19 protein-coding genes are annotated in these 19,522 nt (G+C 64.8%); 9 read left to right on the top strand and 10 right to left on the bottom strand.

Annotated features, from left to right (window positions below; genetic code table 11):
• Positions 1-8: 8 nt before the first annotated feature.
• Positions 9-1,304 (bottom strand): aminopeptidase P N-terminal domain-containing protein, encoded by a 1,296-nt coding sequence (locus tag PQU89_RS02945; RefSeq protein WP_272764537.1) that lies wholly within the window; start codon positions 1,302-1,304, stop codon positions 9-11.
• A 121-nt stretch (positions 1,305-1,425) separates the two neighbouring features.
• On the opposite strand from PQU89_RS02945, the gene PQU89_RS02940 reads away from it, so the two are divergent.
• Both PQU89_RS02940 and PQU89_RS02935 read left to right on the top strand, forming a co-directional pair.
• The gene (locus PQU89_RS02940; protein WP_272764536.1) at positions 1,426-2,037 is read left to right on the top strand and encodes a class I SAM-dependent methyltransferase; all 612 of its coding nucleotides are present in this window, start codon (positions 1,426-1,428) and stop codon (positions 2,035-2,037) included.
• 8 nt (positions 2,038-2,045) lie between these two features.
• Positions 2,046-3,194, top strand: a complete 1,149-nt coding sequence (locus PQU89_RS02935; protein WP_272764535.1) for a GNAT family N-acetyltransferase — start codon at positions 2,046-2,048, stop codon at positions 3,192-3,194.
• A 128-nt stretch (positions 3,195-3,322) separates the two neighbouring features.
• Here the strand turns inward: PQU89_RS02935 and PQU89_RS02930 are convergent, their stop codons facing one another.
• The 7 genes from PQU89_RS02930 to PQU89_RS02900 form a co-directional block, all read right to left on the bottom strand.
• Positions 3,323-4,294 (bottom strand): PA2778 family cysteine peptidase, encoded by a 972-nt coding sequence (locus tag PQU89_RS02930; protein WP_272764534.1) that lies wholly within the window; start codon positions 4,292-4,294, stop codon positions 3,323-3,325.
• 11 nt (positions 4,295-4,305) lie between these two features.
• Positions 4,306-4,701, bottom strand: coding sequence for a PA2779 family protein (locus PQU89_RS02925; protein ID WP_272764533.1), 396 nt, complete (start codon positions 4,699-4,701; stop codon positions 4,306-4,308).
• A gap of 254 nt (positions 4,702-4,955) precedes the next feature.
• Entirely contained in the window at positions 4,956-6,269 is a 1,314-nt protein-coding gene (locus PQU89_RS02920; RefSeq protein WP_272764532.1) for an SEL1-like repeat protein, read from the bottom strand.
• 328 nt (positions 6,270-6,597) lie between these two features.
• The gene (locus PQU89_RS02915; RefSeq protein ID WP_272764531.1) at positions 6,598-7,491 is read right to left on the bottom strand and encodes a transporter substrate-binding domain-containing protein; all 894 of its coding nucleotides are present in this window, start codon (positions 7,489-7,491) and stop codon (positions 6,598-6,600) included.
• A 436-nt stretch (positions 7,492-7,927) separates the two neighbouring features.
• Entirely contained in the window at positions 7,928-9,931 is a 2,004-nt protein-coding gene (locus PQU89_RS02910; protein ID WP_272764530.1) for a helicase-related protein, read from the bottom strand.
• 124 nt (positions 9,932-10,055) lie between these two features.
• A complete protein-coding gene (locus PQU89_RS02905) occupies positions 10,056-10,718 on the bottom strand; it encodes a YecA family protein (protein WP_272764529.1) in 663 nt (220 codons plus the stop codon).
• Positions 10,719-10,852: 134 nt separating this feature from the next.
• On the bottom strand, positions 10,853-11,047 hold the full coding sequence (locus tag PQU89_RS02900; RefSeq protein ID WP_047965996.1) for a (2Fe-2S)-binding protein: 195 nt from the start codon (positions 11,045-11,047) through the stop codon (positions 10,853-10,855).
• 88 nt (positions 11,048-11,135) lie between these two features.
• On the opposite strand from PQU89_RS02900, the gene PQU89_RS02895 reads away from it, so the two are divergent.
• The 3 genes from PQU89_RS02895 to mnmA are packed head-to-tail and all read left to right on the top strand — an operon-like array spanning position 11,136 to position 13,226.
• Positions 11,136-11,597 carry an NUDIX hydrolase gene (locus PQU89_RS02895; protein ID WP_272764528.1) on the top strand — a complete coding sequence of 154 codons (462 nt, stop codon included), beginning with the start codon at positions 11,136-11,138 and terminating at the stop codon, positions 11,595-11,597.
• Between the two features lie 16 nt (positions 11,598-11,613).
• Positions 11,614-12,153, top strand: coding sequence for a hypothetical protein (locus PQU89_RS02890; RefSeq protein ID WP_272764527.1), 540 nt, complete (start codon positions 11,614-11,616; stop codon positions 12,151-12,153).
• Positions 12,150-13,226: a tRNA 2-thiouridine(34) synthase MnmA gene (mnmA, locus tag PQU89_RS02885; RefSeq protein ID WP_272764526.1), complete on the top strand. Its 1,077-nt coding sequence runs from the start codon at positions 12,150-12,152 to the stop codon at positions 13,224-13,226. The genes PQU89_RS02890 and mnmA overlap by 4 nt, the downstream gene beginning before the upstream one ends.
• Before the next feature lie 82 nt (positions 13,227-13,308).
• Here the strand turns inward: mnmA and PQU89_RS02880 are convergent, their stop codons facing one another.
• Entirely contained in the window at positions 13,309-13,854 is a 546-nt protein-coding gene (locus tag PQU89_RS02880; protein ID WP_272764525.1) for an NADPH-dependent FMN reductase, read from the bottom strand.
• Positions 13,855-14,207: 353 nt separating this feature from the next.
• Between PQU89_RS02880 and bfr (PQU89_RS02875) the strand changes: the two genes are divergently transcribed.
• From bfr (PQU89_RS02875) to PQU89_RS02865, 3 genes are all read left to right on the top strand, one after another.
• Positions 14,208-14,678, top strand: coding sequence for a bacterioferritin (gene bfr / locus PQU89_RS02875; protein ID WP_272757741.1), 471 nt, complete (start codon positions 14,208-14,210; stop codon positions 14,676-14,678).
• Between the two features lie 11 nt (positions 14,679-14,689).
• The gene (bfr, locus tag PQU89_RS02870; RefSeq protein WP_272757742.1) at positions 14,690-15,160 is read left to right on the top strand and encodes a bacterioferritin; all 471 of its coding nucleotides are present in this window, start codon (positions 14,690-14,692) and stop codon (positions 15,158-15,160) included.
• A gap of 218 nt (positions 15,161-15,378) precedes the next feature.
• Complete coding sequence (locus PQU89_RS02865; RefSeq protein WP_272764524.1) at positions 15,379-16,074, top strand: VC0807 family protein; 696 nt, start codon at positions 15,379-15,381, stop codon at positions 16,072-16,074.
• 113 nt (positions 16,075-16,187) lie between these two features.
• On the opposite strand, the gene PQU89_RS02860 is transcribed toward PQU89_RS02865, so the two are convergent.
• A complete protein-coding gene (locus PQU89_RS02860; RefSeq protein ID WP_272764523.1) occupies positions 16,188-17,906 on the bottom strand; it encodes a sensor domain-containing protein in 1,719 nt (572 codons plus the stop codon).
• Positions 17,907-18,076: 170 nt separating this feature from the next.
• Here PQU89_RS02860 and sbcB point away from each other — a divergent pair, with 170 nt between their 5' ends.
• The gene (sbcB, locus tag PQU89_RS02855; RefSeq protein WP_272764522.1) at positions 18,077-19,519 is read left to right on the top strand and encodes an exodeoxyribonuclease I; all 1,443 of its coding nucleotides are present in this window, start codon (positions 18,077-18,079) and stop codon (positions 19,517-19,519) included.
• Positions 19,520-19,522: the final 3 nt, after the last annotated feature.

Here is a 19,522-nt window from a genome sequence, read left to right as displayed (position 1 = left end):
GTTCGGAGTCAATGTTGTTTCATCAGCGCTTCGATGTCGTCGATGCGCTTCGGTACGTCGTCGGAGTACACCTGGTGGCCGTCGTCGGTCACCAGCACGTTGTCTTCAATCCGGATGCCGATGTTGTGGAACGCCACCGGCACGCGGTCGTCCGGGCGGATGTACAGCCCCGGCTCGATGGTGGTGCACATGCCGCTCTGGAAACTGCGCCACTGCCCGCCCGGACGGCGAGCGCCGACATCGTGCACGTCCAGGCCGATGAAATGGCCGATGCCGTGCATGTAGAAGCGGCGGTAGTCGCCGGATTCGATCACCCCGGCCACGCTGCCGGCCAGCAGTTTCAGGTCCAGCATGCCCTGCACCAGCACCTGCAGCGCGGCGTCGGCCGGCGCATCCAGCCGCGCGCCGGGCTGTACCGCGGCAATCGCCGCCAGCTGCGCCGCCAGCACCACCTCGTACACGTCGCGCTGCGCGCCGCTGAAACGGCCGTTGACCGGAAAGGTGCGGGTGATGTCTCCAGCGTAGCCGTTGAACTCGCAGCCGGCATCGATCAATAGCAGATCGCCGTCGTTGAGGCGGGCATTGTTGGCCGCATAGTGCAGCGTGCAGGCGTTGGCGCCGCCGGCGACGATGCTCTCGTACGCCGGCTGCCGCGCGCCGTGGCGCACGAAGTGATGCAGCAGCTCGGCCTCGATCTGGTACTCCATCATGCCGGGGCGACAGGCCTGCATCGCGCGGACGTGCGCTTCGGCGGAAATGCGGCCGGCCTGTTGTAACACGGCGATTTCACGCTCGTCTTTGATCAGGCGCATCTCGTCGATCAGCGCCAGCAGATCGCCGTACTGCTGCGGCGCGTCCTTGCCGACGCGCGCCTGCAGCCGTGCCTGCTGCAGATAGCCGGCGATGTGCGCATCCCAGCCGGTGTCGCGCCCCACCGCCCAGTACAACGCCGCGTGGTCGGCCAGCAACGGTGGCAGGCGCTGGTCCAGCTCGCCGATGCTGTACGCCTCGTCAAAGCCGAACGCCTCCGCCGCCGCAGCCGGGCCATAGCGGAAGCCGTCCCAGATCTCGCTGTCCGGATTCTTGTCGCGACAGAACAGCAGCGCCTTGCCGGCCTTGCCGTCCAGCACCAGCACCGCTTCCGGCTCGCTAAAGCCGGTCAGGTACAGGAAATGGCTGTCGCCACGGTAGGGATAGTGGGCATCGGCGTTGCGGATCACTTCCGGCGCGGTGGGCAGGATGGCGATTGCGTCGCCCAGTTGCGCCAGCAGGCGCTGGCGGCGGTGTTGAAAGCTGACATGCATGACGATTACGTCCGGCAAGGTGGAAATCGCGCTAGTTTAGCAGAACAGGCGCGCCACGCCTGCCCACTGCCGGGCGACAGCGCTTACAATCGGCCATCACCACCACCCCCATCCGTCCGCCATGGCAACCGATCCGCGCATCAGCCAGCGCACGCTGGCGCACTACCAGCGCAACGCCGACGACTTCTGGCAAGGCACCCGCGACCACGACGTCAGCCAGAACATCGCCAGCCTGCTGCGCCACCTGCCGCCGGCGCCACAGACCATCCTCGATTTCGGCTGCGGCCCGGGGCGCGACCTGAAGACGTTTCATGACCTCGGCCACCGGGCGATCGGGCTGGACGGCGCGGCGCGCTTCGTAGCGATGGCGCGCGAGTACAGCGGCTGCGAGGTATGGCAGCAGGACTTCCTGCAGCTGCAACTGCCGGCGGCGCACTTCGACGGCGTGTTCGCCAATGCCGCGCTGTTCCACATCCCTAGTGCCGAGCTGCCGCGGGTGCTGGCGCAGTTGTTCGCCACCCTCAAGCCCGGCGGCGTGCTGTTCTGCTCCAATCCGCGCGGCAACGGCGAGGAAGGCTGGCAGGGCGAGCGCTACGGCTGCTGGCACAGTTGGCCGCAATGGCAGGCGCTGTTGCAGGCCGCCGGCTTTGCCCCGCTGGAACACTACTACCGCCCGCCGGGCCTGCCACGCGAGCAGCAACCGTGGCTGGCCAGCGTGTGGCGCCGTCCCTGAGGCCCGCGATGCACTGCCGCTTCCACACCGCCATCGACGACATTGCGGCCAACCTTTGGAATGCGCTCAACGTCACCGGCTCGCCCTTCCTCAGCCACGCCTTCCTGGCGGCGGCGGAGCGCCACGGCGCGGTGGCGCCGGCACTGGGCTGGCAGCCGGCGCACGTCACGCTGCACGCCGACGACGGCAGCCTGCTTGGCGCGCAGCCGCTGTACCTGCGCACGCACTCGTTCGGCGATTTCTCGCACGACTGGGCGTGGGCCGACGCCTACCAGCGCCTCGGCCAGCGCTACTACCCGAAACTGGTGTGCGGCATCCCCTACACCCCGGCCAGCGGCGCGCGGCAGCTGATCCACCGCGACGCCGACCGCGCCAGCGTCAGCCGCGCGCTGCTGCACGCCAGCCTGCAGCTGGCTAGCAGCGAACAGGCGTCCTCGCTGCAATACCTGTATCTGGACGACGATGCCGCGCTGCGCGCAGCGCTGGCCAGCCAGGGCTTCCTGCTGCGTCGCGGTTGCCAGTTCCACTGGCACAACGCCGGCTACCGCGACTTCGACGACTTCCTCGCCACCTTCTGTGCCGACAAGCGCAAGAAGGTGAAGCGCGAACGGCGTCGCGTCGCCGAGGCCGGCCTGCGCATCGAAATTCGCCACGGCGACGACATCGACGACGCGCTGTGGCGGCAGATCTACCCGCACTACGTGTCGACCTTCCGCCGCTTCGGCAATCACCCTGCGTTCAGCCTCGGTTTCTTCCGCGAGATTGGCCGCACGCTGGCGCGGCAGCTGGTGGTGTTTCTGACGCGCGACGCCAGCGACGCGGTGGTCGCCGCCGCCATCTGCTACCGCAGCGATGACACCCTGTACGGCCGCCACTGGGGCGCGGCTGCGGATTACCACAGCCTGCACTTTGCGCTGTGCTTCTACGAAGGCATCGATTACTGCATCCGCGAAGGACTGCAGCACTTCGAGCCCGGCGCCCAGGGCGAGCACAAGGTCAGCCGCGGTTTTGTGCCTGAAGCGACGTGGTCGGCATTCCACATCGCCGACCCGCGCCTGCGCGGCATGATCGGCGACTTCCTGCGGCGCGAACAGCAGGCGGTTGCACAGTATCAGGACGAGATGGCGGAGCATCTGCCGTTCCGGCAGCAGGACTGAGCACAAGCGGCGACGACCAAGGTTGGCCGCAGTGTGATTTGGCCACGCACTGCGGCCGCTGGCGGCGAGCTGGCGGCACCGGGGCAATTATTTTGCCGCGTTGAGGTTGAAGTGGGAGCAACGCCGCGTCAGGAGCCGGGCTGCGACATGGCGGCCTGTTCGATGTCGCGCAGCGTGTCCAGCAGCGTGGCACGCAGCGGGCCGGCCAGTGCCAGGCCATCCGTCGCCGCCTGCCGGGCCTCGGCAGCACGCCCCTGTTGCAGCAGGATGCGCGCCAGGTTGTTGTAGGCGGCCGCCAGCTGGTGCGTTGTGGCGGTGTCGCGGAACACCTGCACAGCCGCCGGCAAGTCACCGGCGCCGTACAGCGCATTGCCCAGCCCCATCGCCAGCGTGGCGTTGTGCGGCCAACGTTGCAACGCCGCGCGATAGGCGGTGACCGCCGCCGCCGGCTTGGCGTTGCGCTCGAAGGCCACCAGCGCCCGCGTCGCATCCTGTTCCGCGACACTCGCCGGCAAACGCCCCGGCGGCAGCGCGACGAAGGCCCAGAACCGGCTGCGCTGCCAGGTATGGCCGAAGGTGCGCAGCGTCATCACCTGCCGCCGCATCGGCCCCGAGCGCAGCAGCAACTGCTCCCGCTCAAGGTCGTAGCCGACCACCACCGCGTAGTGCCAGGACGGCGCCCACGACAAGCCCAGGTTCTGCAGCACCACCACCGGATGCCCGGCATCGATTTCCTGTTTCAGCGCCGTCAGCGTGCCGGGGATCACCATCGCCACCGCGCCCTGGCGCCGCGCACCGCTGAGCATCTCGATCTGCAGCGAGCCTTCCCGCCCCGGCAGGAATACCTGCCCCACCAGCTGCGCCGGCGTGGTCGCCAGCCCGACGGCGGACAGGCTGGTCGCCAGCGCCGCCGGGCCGCAGAAATGGCTGTCATCGGGGAAGAACGGGGTATCGACCAGCTCGGCGCGGGTCGGCTCACCGGGCGCGAGCGTGACCGGCTGCAGCGGCGTGCTGGCGCAGGCGGCCAGCAGCAGCGAACACAGCGCAGCCGGGAGCGCCAGTCGTAGCGCCCCCAACTGCCGGATCAGCGTTGTCAGCATCGGCTTACCGCTCAGCGCACGGAGCGGGTGAACGGGAACACCTTGGTAAAGCCGAGGACATCGGTGACCAGCAACACGAAGAATACAAACAGGATGGCGCCGATGATGCCGCCGGCGGGCGCCTTGTCAATCTGGTCGGCCAGATTGGCCGCTTCCTCGTCGGTCAGCGCGGCGACGCGCTCCTGCGCGCTGGCCGGGTCGATGCCGAGACGTTCCATTTCGCTACGCACATTGTCTCGTGCCATCACCGCGGCCAGCCGGGCGTGGCCGGAATCAGGACTGCTGGTAGCGCCCAGGCGGGCGACTTCTTCGGTGCTCACCATGGCGGCCTGGGCGGACTGCAGCATGCTGACGTTGAGCATGGAGCAGCAGACAACAAGGGCGAGCGTGCGCTGAAAACGTTTCATGATGTGTTCCTCGTGCAGGATTTAAGAGGCAGAAGACGCTGCGTCGCGTACCGTAACGAAGAGAGGACCAGCGTTGAGCCATTATAGACAGCGCATTGGCATGATTTGGCCTATTGCATGCCCGGATGTAAACGCTGGCACAGACGAATCGTAGCGGCCACAAGATTGGCCGCAACATGGCGCCACCCGCCGCGATGGGCAGCGCCGGTTTCCGGACCCGGCTTCCGCCTGGGATAACACAGCTGGAATACGGTTTATTTCTTCAGTTTGCTTTTCGCGCTGGCCAGCCCCTGTTCGGCGGCCTTGCGGTACCACCTCTCGGCTTCCTGGGCGTTTTTGTCCACGCCCGTGCCTTGCTCGTACATCAGGCCGAGACGGTATTGCGCAGCGGCGAGTCCCTGCTCCGCGGCTTTACGGTACCAGTTGGCCGCCTGTACCGGATCTTGTGGCAACGCGTCACCCTGCTCATAGAGTGCGGCCAGATCATATTGCGCCTCGGGGTAACCCTGCCCGGCGGAGCGACGCAGGAACTCGAGCACCTGCGACGGGGCGCCGCCCATCATCGCCAGATAGTGCGCCACTTCGTACTGTGCCTTGGCATCCCCCTGCCCCGCGGCCCGGAACTGCTCGGCCAGCTCCAGCTGGCTTATCGCAGGTTGATATCCCTGCTTGGCGGCCAAGCGCAACCACCTGATGGCCTCATCCTCGTTCTTGGCGACGCCCCGGCCACGCAGGTACATCGTGCCCAGCAGCATTTGTGCACCGGGCACCTCGTTGCCGGCTGCCTCGCGCGCCCACATGGCGGCGTCCGCCTCGCTTTTGGCGACGCCTTGGCCCTGCTCATACATGATCGCCAGATTATATTGTGCGAGCGCCTGCCCCTGTCTGGCGGCCGCGCCGTACCACTGCAGCGCCTGCGCGTCGTCCTTGCCAACTCCATGGCCAAAACGATACATATCGCCCAGATATAGCTGGGCCTTGGCATTGCCCTGCTGTGCCGCTTTGCGGTACCAGCCAGCCGCATCGGCCGCATTCTTGGCGACGCCTTCCCCCTGTTCGCTCATCACACCCAGGTTTAACTGTGCATCGGCATCCCCTTGCCCGGCCGCCTTCAGATACCACTCGTGCGCCAAGGCGTGACTCTGGCTGACACCCCTGCCGTGCAGGTACATATCGCCCAGGGCGGACTGGGCGGCGGCGAATCCCTGCGCCGCGGCAGCACGGTACCACTCGACGGCCTGCGCGTAATCCTGCGCTACACCGCGGCCGTACTGGTACAGGTTGGCAAGACCATACTCGGCCTTGGCGAATCCCTGGCTTGCCGCCCGCCGGTACCACTTGGCGGCCTCGGCATAGTCCTGGGCAACGCCTTGCCCATGTTCATACAACATGCCCAGTCTAGCCTGAGCCTGGGCATGGCCTTGCGCTGCCAGCGGCGTCAACTCCTGCAAGACCACGGCGTATTCGCCGCGCTGATAGGCCGCGCTCGCCTCCTCCATACCGGCGCTGGCAGCAAGCGGGTACAACAGCAGCCCTACGGCAATAACGGCAAACTCGGGTTTCATCATGCCCCCTCTATGAACGACAACCGCACGTCAACCACCACAGGCAGGTTGCCGTAAGAGCTGATCCACCACGCCCTGTGTTTTGGCTGCAACCGCAGCACCACAATCCATTCACTATTGGACACCACAGCCGGATTTATCGGGAATTCAGACACTCCGGGCGACACGCCGTCCGGTTGCTGGCCACTGGGCCTAGCAGAACAGCACGCCCGCCGGATGACTCCGACGGGCGTTTCAGCGTGAGACACCCCACAAACCGCTGGGCCAGCACTTGTGAGCAGGCTCCACCCCACCAGCTGGCAGCGCTACCGTGGCCAGATCCCACCGCGCCCTACTGCTCCGGTTGGTCGCTGAGCGCCTTCAGGTTGACCTTGAGGCGATCGCTCATCGGCATGTTCAGCACCACACCATTCGGGGGAATCGGCGACTCGAACCACTTCTGGTACAGCCGGGAAAACTCGCCGGACTGCATCAGCCGCGCCATGGTGCCATCCACCAGCTTCTTGAACTCGGGATCATCCTTGCGCAGCATGCAGCCGTAGGGCTCCACCTGCAAGGTGTCACCGACGACGCTCAGCGCGGTCGGATCCTTGGCGTTGGCACGCAGGCCAAACAGCAGGATATCGTCGAGCGTCAGCGCAGCTGCGCTATTGTTTTCCAGCAAGGCCAGCGACTCGGCGTAGTCCTTGGCTAGCACGAACTGCACGTCCAGATTGTGATCGGCGCTGTACTTGCGCATGACTTTCTCGTTGGTACTGCCCGCGGTGGTGGCGACCGTTTGCCCGGCCAGATCGGCGTAATTCCTGATCTTGCTGCCGGTTTTCACCAGCAGACGGGTGCCGGCATAGAAGTGGCTGACCGCGAACGCGACGACCTTGCCGCGGGCAGCGTTATTGGTGGTGGAACCGCACTCCAGGTCATAGCTACCGTTCACCAGCAAGGGGATACGGTCCTGGGCGGTGACCGGCATATAGGCCACCACGAGCCCCGGCTTGTTCAGCTTTGTCCGCACGTCACCGACAATGGCCTCGGTCAGATCTACCGCAAACCCCATCGCCTTGCCTTGGCCGGGCCGGTAGCTGAATGGCACCGCCGCCTCGCGGTAGGACACGGTGATCCTGTTTGTCTCAAGGATCTTGTCCAGGGTCTGGGCCTGGACGAAGGACGACATGGCTGCCAGGCCGGCGATGAGCAGCGTGGCAGGCTTCAGATTCATGGTTTTCATGTTATTTCCTTCAAACAAGCAACTCAGACCCGTCACCATTCGCGCGGACTCTGCCAGCAGCAAAGCCGCGCTTGACGCCCGTGTCGTTGAGATAGTGAACAATGAAGGCGGCTGCGGCAGCCATGCCGTCGGCGCACATCAGCGCGCAACACGCCCTGCGCTCACGACATCTAACCTGCCATTGATAACAGCCGGCCATTCGCCGTGGTTCCTTAAACCTAGATCTCCATCCGTAATGCGCCATGATGCACATCAAACGCCAGTGCCCTCTGCACACCTTCGCGACGGGCAAGGCAGGCGCCTGATATTGACCTTGCCAGCCTGAGCCGCACCCGGACATGGCGCAGCCGGCCAAGGTTGGCCGCAAGCTACCGCCACAACACAAAACGCCCGCCGGATTGCTCCGGCGGGCGTTTGGCTATTCAGCGCACCGGCATCAGCTGCGCGGCTTGCGGCCAACCTTGGGCTGGCCGCTGCGGTGTGGCGGCGTGATGTGGGTCGGCTTGTGCGCCGGCTTGCGCTGCTGCCGGTGGCGGGTGTTCTGCACTTGCAGCAGCGCGTCGATCTTCTCCGACGTCGACTGCATCAGGCTTTGCGCCAGCTCGCCGTGCGGGAAGGTTTCCGGCATGCGGTAGCTGAGCCAGGCGTAGGCGGAGTACAGCTTGCAGGTGTCCTCGAGGAACTGCAGCTCGTTGCGGCCGCCACGGCCTTCCATGCGCAGCAGCGACGCCTGCTTGCCCTTGGCGCGGCACTCGGCCCAGTCCTGCAGCGCCTGTTCCAGCATCGCGATCTTGGTCGACACCGGACACAGGCTGAACAGGAAGCGGTCGTCCAGCGGCAGCTTCAGCGTGTCCAGCCACTTCGCCTTCTCGATCTGGTCGCTGAGGTTGGCCGGCAGGAAGAATTCGTCGTGCACGTTGATGTGCTTGGCGAACAGTTCCAGCAGTGCCTGAAGCCGCTCCTGGCCGCTGGCCTCGGCGATCTGCTGCAGGTAGGACAGGTTGGGCGCCACGTAGAAACCGGTGCTCGGCAGCGGCTCCAGCTTTTGCTGCAGCAAGGCGGCGATCACCTTGTGCGTCTTGCCGTCGAAGCCGGCGACGTAGCCGGTCTCGTGCTGACCGAAACGACCGGCACGGCCGGCGATCTGCTTGGCCAGCGCGGCGGCGATGGTACCTTCGGCGTAGCCGTCCCACTTGCTGGAGGTGGTGAAGATCACCCGTCGCGCCGGGGTGTTCAGCCCCATGCCGATGGCGTCGGTACCGACCACCACCTGCGTTTCGCCGTCGATGAAGCGCTCGGCCTGCGCCTGGCGCACTTCCGGCGACAGGTTGCCGTAGATCGCCGACACGCTCATACCCTGCGCGATGGCCTGGTCGCGCCAGTTCAGCACCTCGCGGCGCGAGAAGGCGATCAGCACGTCGCCGGCGCGCAGGTTTTTCAGGCTGCCCAGCGGCGCCTTTTCCATTTCCAGCGGCGACTTGCGCTGCAGCTCGCGGATTTCCAGCGTGCCGCCGACGCGCTTGACCAGCGACTGGATCGCTTCCTTGGCTTCCAGCGCGCCGAGCAGGTACACCGTCTGCGCCGGTACGCCGCACACCGCCGCCGTCCAAGCCGCGCCGCGATCCGGATCGTCCAGCAGCTGGATTTCGTCGATCACCGCCACGTCCACCGCGCGGTTGGGGTTGAGCATTTCCACGGTACTGGCCACGTGGCTGGCGTGCGGGTGCAGCTTGCGCTGCTCGCCGGTAATCAGGCTGACCGCGACGTTGGCATTAAGCAGGCGCTGGTAGTTTTCCATCGCCAGCAGCCGCAGCGGCGCGAGGTAGACGCCGGTTTTCGCCTGCGCCAGGTGTTCCATCGCGGCGTGGGTCTTGCCGGAGTTGGTCGGGCCCAGCACCGCGATGAAGTGGCGCTGCATGCCGGCGGCGAGGGTGAACGACTCCGGGTACAGCGACAGGTTGATCGCGTTGCGGGTCTTCTCCGCCTGGCTGGCGGCGGCACGGGTCGCCACCAGCGCCGCGATACGGTCCAGCGCCAGCTCGCAGCGCAGCCGCGCCAGCTCGTACTTGGCCTGCAGCGCGTTGAGCGCGCTTTGCGGATCAACGCGGTGTTCGTTTGCCAGCGTCATCACCTGGCCGGCGCAGCGCAGCAGCTGCGCTTCGAGACGTTCGCGCGCCTCGTCGTTCCAGCGCAACTGCACCAGCGCCAGCCGTTCGGCGGCGTCGAGCTTGCGCCACTTGCCGGTTTTGCCGAGGAAGCCGGCGTCCGGTACCAAGTGGTAAGGCACGGTGCGCTTGCCGACCTTGATCTGCCCCTGTACCGAGACGGCGTAGCTGCCTTCGGTGGTCACCAGCGTGGCGTGGTATTGCTGCAGATAGGCGTTCAGCGCGCCGATGGCGTCTTCGGACGCGGTGTCGGGGGCAATCGTGGGTTCGGTCATGGGTATCCGTCGGGGAAAAACAGCGCGCGATGGCGCCAGATGGCAAGGGCGGGAATGCGCCGCCGGCAAACAAAAACCGCCTGCGGGCTGCGCGCAGTCCGTCAGGCGGCGTGTTCCGGCACGATCAGTTCTGACCGCAGCAGGCCTTGTACTTCTTGCCGCTGCCGCACGGGCACGGATCATTGCGGCCAACCTTGTCGCCTTCGCGACGCATGGTCACCGGTGCCTGCTCCTTGGCACGCCAGTAGCCGTAGACCGCCAGTACCGCTTCGTCCAGCTCGCTCTTGAAGCTTTCCAGCTCGGCGGCGGTAAATTCCATCATCGCCGGCTCGTCGCCGTCGGCATCGAACATGCCACCCAGCGCCATCACCGGCATCAGCAGCTCTTCGAAGCCTTCGTCGTCGGCGGCGTCGAACCAGTCGGTCGGCACCACGTCCAGCGCGTACATGAAGGCATTGCACCACGGGCGGAAGTCCGGCGCCTCGCCCTCTTCCTCGCTGTACAGCGTCAGTTCCGGCAGGTCGCCGTCGGCCAGCGCCTCGGCGGCGGCATCGTAGTACTTCTGCAGCAGCGCCTTGATCTCGGCTTCGCTGTCGGCGCTTTCAAAAGCCGGCGCATCGCCGAGCACGTCTTCCAGCCAGTCGTCGATGGTGAGCTTGTCCGGGCCGCACGCCAGCGCGCAGAAGAAGCCCTGCACTTCGTCCGGGCGCATGGTGGTGCCGGCCTGCGACAGCGGGGTCAGCAGCGTTTCCAGACGCTCCAGATCTAGTTCATTGAATTCGGTCATGTTCGTTCTCCGTAAGGTTTGGCGCGCATTGTACGCGTGTTCCCCGGTACTGGCAGCAGGCGTGCTGTTTTCAGGATAGCAAAAAGCCCGTCAGGTGCTTGACGGGCTGTGGCGACTGCGGGAGATTGCCGGACTCAGGCGGCGGCCAGTTCCGGCTCGCTGATCTGCAGCAGCGTCTGCTTGCGGATCTGGTTGGCCTGACAGGCACAGCTGCCGCACTCGGTGGCGACCTTCAGTTCGCGCGCCAGATCGCTCATGCGCGTGGCACCATTGCAAACGGCGGCGCGGATATCGCGATCGGTTACTCCGTGGCAAAGGCAGACGTACATGGCATGAATCCTGAATAAGAATTGATCTTGATTTCAATACTAGAAGACAATGATAACGATTGTCAATTAAGTGAAAGGCAAATCCGCGATGAGCAGCACGCAATGGAAACCGAATACCACAGTCGCCGCCATCATCGAGCGCGACGGCCGCTTCCTGATGGTGCGCGAGCAGACCGACGACGGCGTCCGCCTCAACCAGCCGGCCGGTCATCTGGAATACGGCGAAACCCTGCTGCAGGCGGTGGTGCGCGAGGCGCGCGAGGAAACCGCCCACGCCTTCACGCCGCAGGCGCTGGTCGGCATCTATCTGGCGGACAAGGCCGGCAGCGACATCACCTATCTGCGCTTCGCCTTCTGCGGTAACGCCGGCGCGCATGACCCGGCGCAGCGGCTGGACGACGGCATCCTCGCCGCCGAATGGCTGAGCGCAGACGAGATCATGGCCAGCGCAGCGTTGTGGCGCAGTCCGCTGGTGGGGCGCTGCCTGCAGGACTACCTGGCCGGCCAGCGCGCCAGCCTCGACCTGATCCATCACCACTTGCCGGGCTGAGCCGATGCCACCCCTCATGCGCTGGCTGTCGATTGCGCTGCTCACGGCGCTGCCGGCCGTGGCCGCCGGTGCGGAGGAACTGACGCTCTGTTACCATTACGGCTGCGATCGCAACCGCCGCATTGAACTGGACGACACTGCCCAGATATGGTTTAGACAGCGGCTGGATGACGTCGCCAACGCCGCCGACGAGCGCGCGGCACTGCAGGACATCGTGTTGTCCTATTACCAGCGCGCGGCGCGCGCGGCGCCGATCGCCAGCGACCGCGGCGGCAATCACGAAGATGCAACCAACGTTGGCCGCATGGATTGTCTCGATCACAGCCATAATGTGCTGGTGCTGTTGCAATTGCTGGCCGGCAAGGGCTGGCTGCGCCACCACCAGCTGCTGGGCCAGGTGCATCGTGCGCCGCTGCTGTTCGACCATCACGCGGCGGTGGCCGTGCGCGACGTGACATCAGGCCAGGATTGGGTGATCGACAGCTGGTTCCGGGATTTCGGGGCACCGCCGGTGGTGGTGCCTCTTGCTATTTGGAAGGAAGGATTTTCTCCGTGACGGGTAAAAAACGTATTGTCGTCGGCATGTCCGGCGGCGTGGATTCGTCGGTCACCGCCTGGCTGCTGAAGCAGCAGGGCCACGAGGTGATCGGCGTGTTCATGCAGAACTGGGAAGACGACAACGACGACGAATACTGCTCCATCAAGCAGGACGCGCTGGACGCGATGAGCGTGGCCGACATCGTCGGCATCGACATGGAGATCGTCAACTTCGCCAAGGAGTACAAGGACCGCGTGTTCTCCTACTTCCTGAAGGAGTACTCCGCCGGTCGCACCCCCAATCCGGACGTGCTGTGCAACGCCGAGATCAAGTTCAAGGCCTTCCTCGATTACGCGCTGGAGCTGGGTGCCGACTGCATCGCCACCGGCCACTACGCGCGCAAGCTGGAACAGGACGGCGTGCACTACCTGATGAAGGGTGTCGACCACACCAAGGACCAGAGCTACTTCCTGTACCGCCTGCAGCAGCACCAGCTGGCGAAGGCGCTGTTCCCGCTGGGCGACATCCGCAAGACCGAGGTGCGCCGCCTGGCCGAGGAAGCCGGACTGCCGACTGCCGCCAAGAAGGACTCCACCGGCATCTGCTTCATCGGCGAGCGCCCGTTCCGCGAGTTCCTGCAGCGCTACTTGCCGACCAAGCCGGGCGAGATGATCACCCCGGACGGCAAGACCGTCGGCGAGCACGTCGGGCTGATGTTCTACACCCTGGGCCAGCGCAAGGGCCTCAACATCGGTGGCAACAAGGACGGCAACGGCGAGCCGTGGTTCGTTGCCGGCAAGGACATTCTCGGCAACAAGCTGATCGTGGTGCAAGGCCATGACCACCCGCTGCTGCTGAAGTCGACGCTGGCGATGGACGACCTGTCGTGGACGCTGCCGCAGCCGCCGGCTGCCGGCGACTACGCCGCCAAGAACCGCTACCGCATGGCCGACGCGCCGTGCAGCCTGTCGCCGATCGTCGATGGCCGTGCCACGCTGACCTTCCGCGACAAGCAGTGGGCGGTCACCCCCGGCCAGTCGGCGGTGCTGTACGACGGTGATATCTGCCTCGGCGGCGGCATCATCCAGTAAGCCCTGCCCTGCGGCCAACGTTGGCCGCAACGCCAACACCCCGCCGAGGCGGGGTGTTTTGCTTATCGCCGCCGCGTCCGGCTCAGCCTTTCAGCTGCCGGTGCCAGACCTGCAACGCCGCCAGCTGCAGACGGATTTTCTCCTGGATCGCGGTATCCACCAGGTTGCCGTCGCCATCGAAGGAGGCGCTGAACGCGTTGGCGAACACCTCCGGCTGGTTCAGGACGTGCAGATTGAGGAACACGCTGCTCTGGCGCAGGTGGTACTGCGCGCGCGAACTGCCCATGCCGCCGGCTGCGCCCATGATCGCCGCCGGCTTGCCGCTGAGCAGCGCGTTGCCCGGCTCGCGCGACGCCCAGTCCAGCGCGTTTTTCAGCGCCGGCGCCATCGAGTAGTTGTACTCCGGGCACACCAGCAGCAAGGCGTCGGCGTCGGCAAACTGCTGCAACAGCGTCACCACCACCGCCGGCTTAACCGTGATGTCGGCATTGTAGAACGGCATCTCAGCCAGATCGGCCACCACGATCTGCATGCCCTGCGGTGCGTTGGCCACCGCATAACGCATCAGGCCCTTGTTGGTGGATTTCTGACGCAAACTGCCACAAACGGCAAGCACATTGAGACTCATCTGGTCACTCCCCGGCAAGAATTGGACATGGTTTTACCGGTATAGGCGCCGCGTCATGAAATTGCGACTTCTGCATGTCATGACCGACTGCCATGCTGGCGCTTGCTGCCGTCCCTGACGGATCAACCTTGCGATTAACGGCCGCCAAATAAAACTGATTTTCAGTTGGTTTGCACCTACCCGGAAAATGGTTAATTGGCACCCAAAAATAAATAGCGCCGACAAGGCTTGATTATTAAAAGAAATATCCGCCAAAAAATAATCCGCCGTTTTCAAAAACGATTAATACCTTGCCCTTACCCGATATTGAATTAAAATATATCAATACGATTTATGATGAAGGAGTCCCTCCCATGCAAGGCGACAAAGCCGTAATCAAGGCGCTCAACACCGTTCTGTGCAACGAGCTGACTGCCATCAACCAGTTTTTCCTGCACGCCCGCATGTGTAAGAACTGGGGACTGAACGGCCTCAACAAGCATTTCTACCAGCAGTCGATCAAGGCGATGAAACGCGCCGACGAGCTGATCGAGCGCATCCTGTTCCTGGAAGGCCTGCCCAACCTGCAGCAACTGGGCAAGCTGATGATCGGCGAGAATGTCGAGGAAATGCTGGCCTGTGACATTACCCTGGTCAGCGGCCATATCGGCGAACTGCGCAAGAGCATCACCCTCAGCGAAAAAGCGGAAGACTACGTTACCCGCGAAGAGCTGACCGAGCTGCTGGAAGCGGAAGAAGAATACGTGGACTGGCTGGAAACCCAGCAAACCCTGATCAAGGACGTTGGCCTTGCCAACTACCTGCAATCGCAAATGGAAGACTGAGGAGCGGCACCATGCAAGGCAGCAAGAAAATCATCGAAGCCCTGAACACCCTGCTGACGGCAGAAATGACCTCGGTTGACCAGTATTTCATCCACAGCGAAATGTACGGCAACTGGGGCTACAGCAAGCTGTACGAACGCCTGCACCACGAGCGTGACGAGGAAATGGGCCACGCCAAGATGCTGATCGAACGCATCCTGTTCCTCGACGGCGTGCCGGACATCGCCCCGCGCGGCAAGCTGCGCATCGGCAAGGACGTGCCGTCGATGCTGGCCAACGATCTGGAAACAGAATACGAAGTCGCCGCCGCCCTGAAAAAGGCCATCGTGCTGGCGGAAAAGGAACACGATTTCGTCACCCGCAGCATCCTGACCAAGCTGCTGGACGACACCGAAGTCGACCACGCGCACTGGCTGGAGCAGCAGCTGAAGCTGATCAAGGCCATGGGCATCAACAACTACCTGCAATCGCAAGCCAGCTGATCGCACGAAGCGACACGGCCCTGCCCGCCACCGACCTCGGTGGCGGGCAGGGCCTGTTTTTTTGGCCCGCGCCTTCAACAACCGCTAGAATGTCGCCACCGTACCCGGTGGCCGCGCGAACCATCGCCACCGCGCGCGCTCTAACCTCCTTGTAGCCGAACAAACCCAGCCCTGCGCTCGGATACGGTCGCAGGCTTGCCCATTGCCACAGGACAACCATGGCCGCAGCAAAGAAAAACAATCAGCTCATCGAGCTGATCATCAACATCGTGATTCCCTCGCTGATCCTGATGAAGCTCAGCGCGGAACAGTACCTTGGCACCGTCAATGCACTGCTGCTGGCCTTGGCCTTTCCGCTGGGCTGGGGGCTGTACGACCTGCTGCGCAACCGCAAGACCAACTTCATTGCCACCCTCGGCCTGGTCAGCATTCTGCTCACCGGCGGCATCGGCCTGCTGCATCTGGATGCGCAGTGGCTGGCGGTGAAGGAAGCCGCCATCCCCGGCCTGATCGGCATCGCGGTGCTGGTCTCGACCCGCACCCGCTACCCGCTGATCAAGACCGTGCTCTACACCCCGGCGGTGATCGACGTCGCCAAGGTGCAGCAGCACTTGGAGCAGCGCGGCAACACCCGCCAGTTCGAGGCGCGCCTGCTGAAGGCGACCTACCTGCTCAGCGCCACCTTCTTCTTTTCCTCGGTGATGAACTACGTGCTGGCGAAGTGGATCGTCACCAGCCCGTCCGGCACCGAAGCCTTCAACGAGGAGCTGGGCCGCATGACGCTGCTGAGCTACCCGATGATCGCCATCCCGTCGCTGGTGATGATGATGGCGGTGCTGTACTACATCTCGCGCGGCATGCGCGAGCTGGCCGGGCTCAGCTTTACCGAGGCACTGCGCCAGGACTTGAGCTAATCGACCTGAGCTGAAGCGTCAGCCGGCACCCGACAACATAACGCCCGTCACAAGCTGTGACGGGCGTTTTGCCATACTGCAGCGACCCAGCGGCCAGACCTACGCAAGGTGGATCAGGCCAGCGAGGCCCGGGGCATCGCCGCGTAATAGCAGTAGCCGTTGCGCCCCGCCTTCTTGGCCGCGTACATCGCCTGGTCGGCATTGCGCTGCAAGGCGTCGATATTGTCGCCGTCCTGCGGAAACAGTGTGATGCCGATGCTGGCCGACACGTACACCTGCTCGTCGCCAAGGCAAAACGGTGCGGCCAACCTTTGCAGCACCTGCTGCGTCACCCGCTCCAGCGACTGCTCCGAGTCCATATCGCTGATCACGATGGTGAACTCGTCTCCGCCGAGGCGGGCCACGGTGTCGGTCTCACGGATGCAACCCAGCAGGCGCAGTGCCGCCTCTTTCAGCAGCAGGTCGCCGGCGCGATGGCCGAGGGTATCGTTAACTTCCTTGAAGTGATCCAGGTCGATGAACAGCAGCGCGAGCTGGCCGTTGCTGCGCTCGCTCTTGCGCAGCTCCAGCGCAAAGCGGTCGAGGAAGCGGTGACGGTTGGGCAGGCCGGTCAGAGAGTCAAAGTTGGCCTGCTCCCAGATCAGCTGCGCCGACTTCTTCTTTTCGGTGATATCGCGAAACGACACCAGGCAATGCGGCACCGAAGCGATTTCCACCGCCGTCACGATCCACTCGGCATCGAATTCGCTGCCGTCGCGGCGCAGATGGCGCCACTCGAAACGGCGCGCCGGGCTATCGCTATCGGGGTGTAGATAGCTGCCCAGCAATTGCCGCGACGACACGCCGCCATCCTGCCGCAAGGGCGACAGCACCTCCAGCGACTGCCCGGTCAGGTCGGCCTGCTCACAGTGAAAAATCTCCGCCGCCGCCTGGTTGCAGTCGACGATGATCTGCCCGTGCAGCACGAAGATGCCGTCGCCGGACGCGTCAAACAGCACACGGTAGCGCCGCTCGCTATCACGCCACGCCGCCTCGGCGCGGACCAGCGCGGTCAGGTCGATGTCGAGGCAGAACAGGGTCAGCCCGCTCTGCGGCGACTCCACCATCGCGTGGCTGGAGTAGACCTGCACGATATGGCCATCCTTGTGCTGTAGCCCGAGACGGGCGGCTGGCACGCCGCGCCGCTCGCGGAACATCCACGCCACCTCGGCCTCGACGTGCGCCCTAGCCGGCGGCGGGATGATCAGCTCGAACAGGGTGCGCCCCAGCGCCTCGGTGGCGCTATAGCCGTACAGCGCTTCCGAGGCATGGTTCCAGTACAGCACGGTGCCATCCGGCGCGTAGCCCTGGATCGCCAGCGCGTCGGTGTTTTCGAAAATGGCACGAAAACGGTCCTGGCTGGCGCGCAACGCCAGGTCGCTGAGGTATTGGCGGGTAATGTCGCGCGCGGTGCCGAGCACGCCGAACACGCCGTCTTCGGCCTGCAGCGGCGTGGTCACGATCTCCAGCAGGATCCGCTGCCCGTCTACCGCGGACACCAGCCACTGCTGGCTGGACAACGGTTCTTCCGCCGCCAGCGCGGCGATGTCGGCCTGGCTCAGTGCCGCCGCCTGCTGCGGCCCCAGCACCATGGTATCGCTCTGGCCGATGATGGCCTGGCGGCTGACGCCGGCAAAGGCCTCGAAGCGACGATTGCAGGCGAGGTAACGCCCGGTGGCATCCTTCAGCCAGGCCATGTCCGGTAGCTGTTGCACCAACCACAACAACCCCTGCTGCCGCGACAACAGCAACTGGATGTCCGCCGTGGCCAACTTGTCCGGTATGTGCGTCATAGGTCACCGACAGCGCGGAGTTGATCGATGCGGGCCATGACTGCACAGCAGCAGGGGCCGCCATTCAGAATAGGAGGGAAATCGTCATAGTGCCATGCGCCCGCGCGGCGCAAGGTTGGCCGCAAGCAGCCGCAGTGCGACAATCACGCTTTTAGTGGAGCGGAACCAGCATGTCAGCCCCGACCTTCTTCTGGCACGACTACGAAACCTTTGGCGCGGTGCCGCGCAGCGACCGCCCGGCACAGTTTGCCGGCATCCGCACCGATGCCGAGCTCAACGAGATCGGCGAGCCGGTAATGCTGTACTGCCAACCGCCCCGCGACTACCTGCCGGCGCCGGAAGCCTGCCTGCTCACCGGCATCACGCCGCAGCGCTGCGCCGAACTCGGGGTGCCGGAACAGCAGTTTGCCGCCGCCATCGAACGCGAGCTGGCCGAGCCGGGCACCATCGGCGTCGGCTACAACTCGATCCGCTTCGACGACGAAGTCACCCGCTTCCTGTTCTGGCGCAACCTGATCGACCCCTACGCCCGCGAATGGCAAAACCGCTGCGGCCGCTGGGACCTGCTGGACGTGGTACGCGCCACCTACGCGCTGCGTCCGGAAGGCATCAACTGGCCGCGCCACGACAACGGCCTGCCCAGCTTCAAGCTGGAACACCTGACCGCCGCCAACGGCCTGGCCCACGACGCTGCCCACGATGCGCTATCCGACGTACGTGCCACCATCGCGCTGGCGCGACTGATCCGTGACAAACAGCCGCGGCTGTTCGCGTTCTGCCTCAGCCTGCGACAAAAGGATGCGGTGCGGCACCAGCTGCAGCTGCACCAGCCGGTGCCGCTGATTCACGTCTCAGGCATGTTCGGCAGCGAGCGCGGCAATCTGGCGCTGGTATGGCCGCTGGCCGAGCATCCCAGCAACAAGAACGAGGTACTGGTCTGGGATCTGGCGCACGATCCGCGCGAACTGCTGGCGCTGGATGCGGCCAACGTTCGTCACCGGCTGTTCACCAAGAGCAGTGAACTGGCAGGGGGGGAAAGCCGGCTGCCGATCAAGAGCATCCACATCAACAAGTCGCCGTTCGTGATCAGCGACCTGCGCGTGCTGCGCGCGGAGCGGGCGCAGCAGCTGGGCATCGACATGGCGGCGGTGCAGCGCCATGCCGGCCACGCACAAACGTTGCCCGATCTCGCGCCGCTGTGGCGCGAGGTGTTCCGCCGCGAGCCGGGCGAAACGCCGGATGTCGATGAAAACCTGTATGGCGGCTTTGTCTCCAACCAGGACCGGCGCACCCTCAACCGCCTGCGCGGCCTGTCGGCACCGGCACTGGCCGCAGCGCGCGAAAGCTTCGATGACCCGCAGCTGCAGCGCCTGCTGTACCGCTATCGCGCACGCAACTTCCCCGACAGCCTCAGCGCGGAAGAACGCCAGCACTGGCAGCAGTGGTGCGCGCGCAAGCTGCATTTGGGCACGCCGCCGGGGCGCACCTTTTCCGCTTTCCAGCAGGAAATCGCCACCCTGCGCGCCGCCGCCGAGCCGCAGCAGCTACTGATCCTGGAACAACTGCAGCAATGGGGCGAGCAGCTTGGCGCCCAGCTCCCGTCGCCGGCCTGACGC

Origin of the sequence: Vogesella indigofera (assembly GCF_028548395.1) — a bacterium.
GTDB lineage: Bacteria > Pseudomonadota > Gammaproteobacteria > Burkholderiales > Chromobacteriaceae > Vogesella > Vogesella indigofera_A.
The sequence above is the reverse complement of the archived record's forward strand: the minus strand, read 5'-3'. Positions and strand labels throughout refer to the sequence as shown.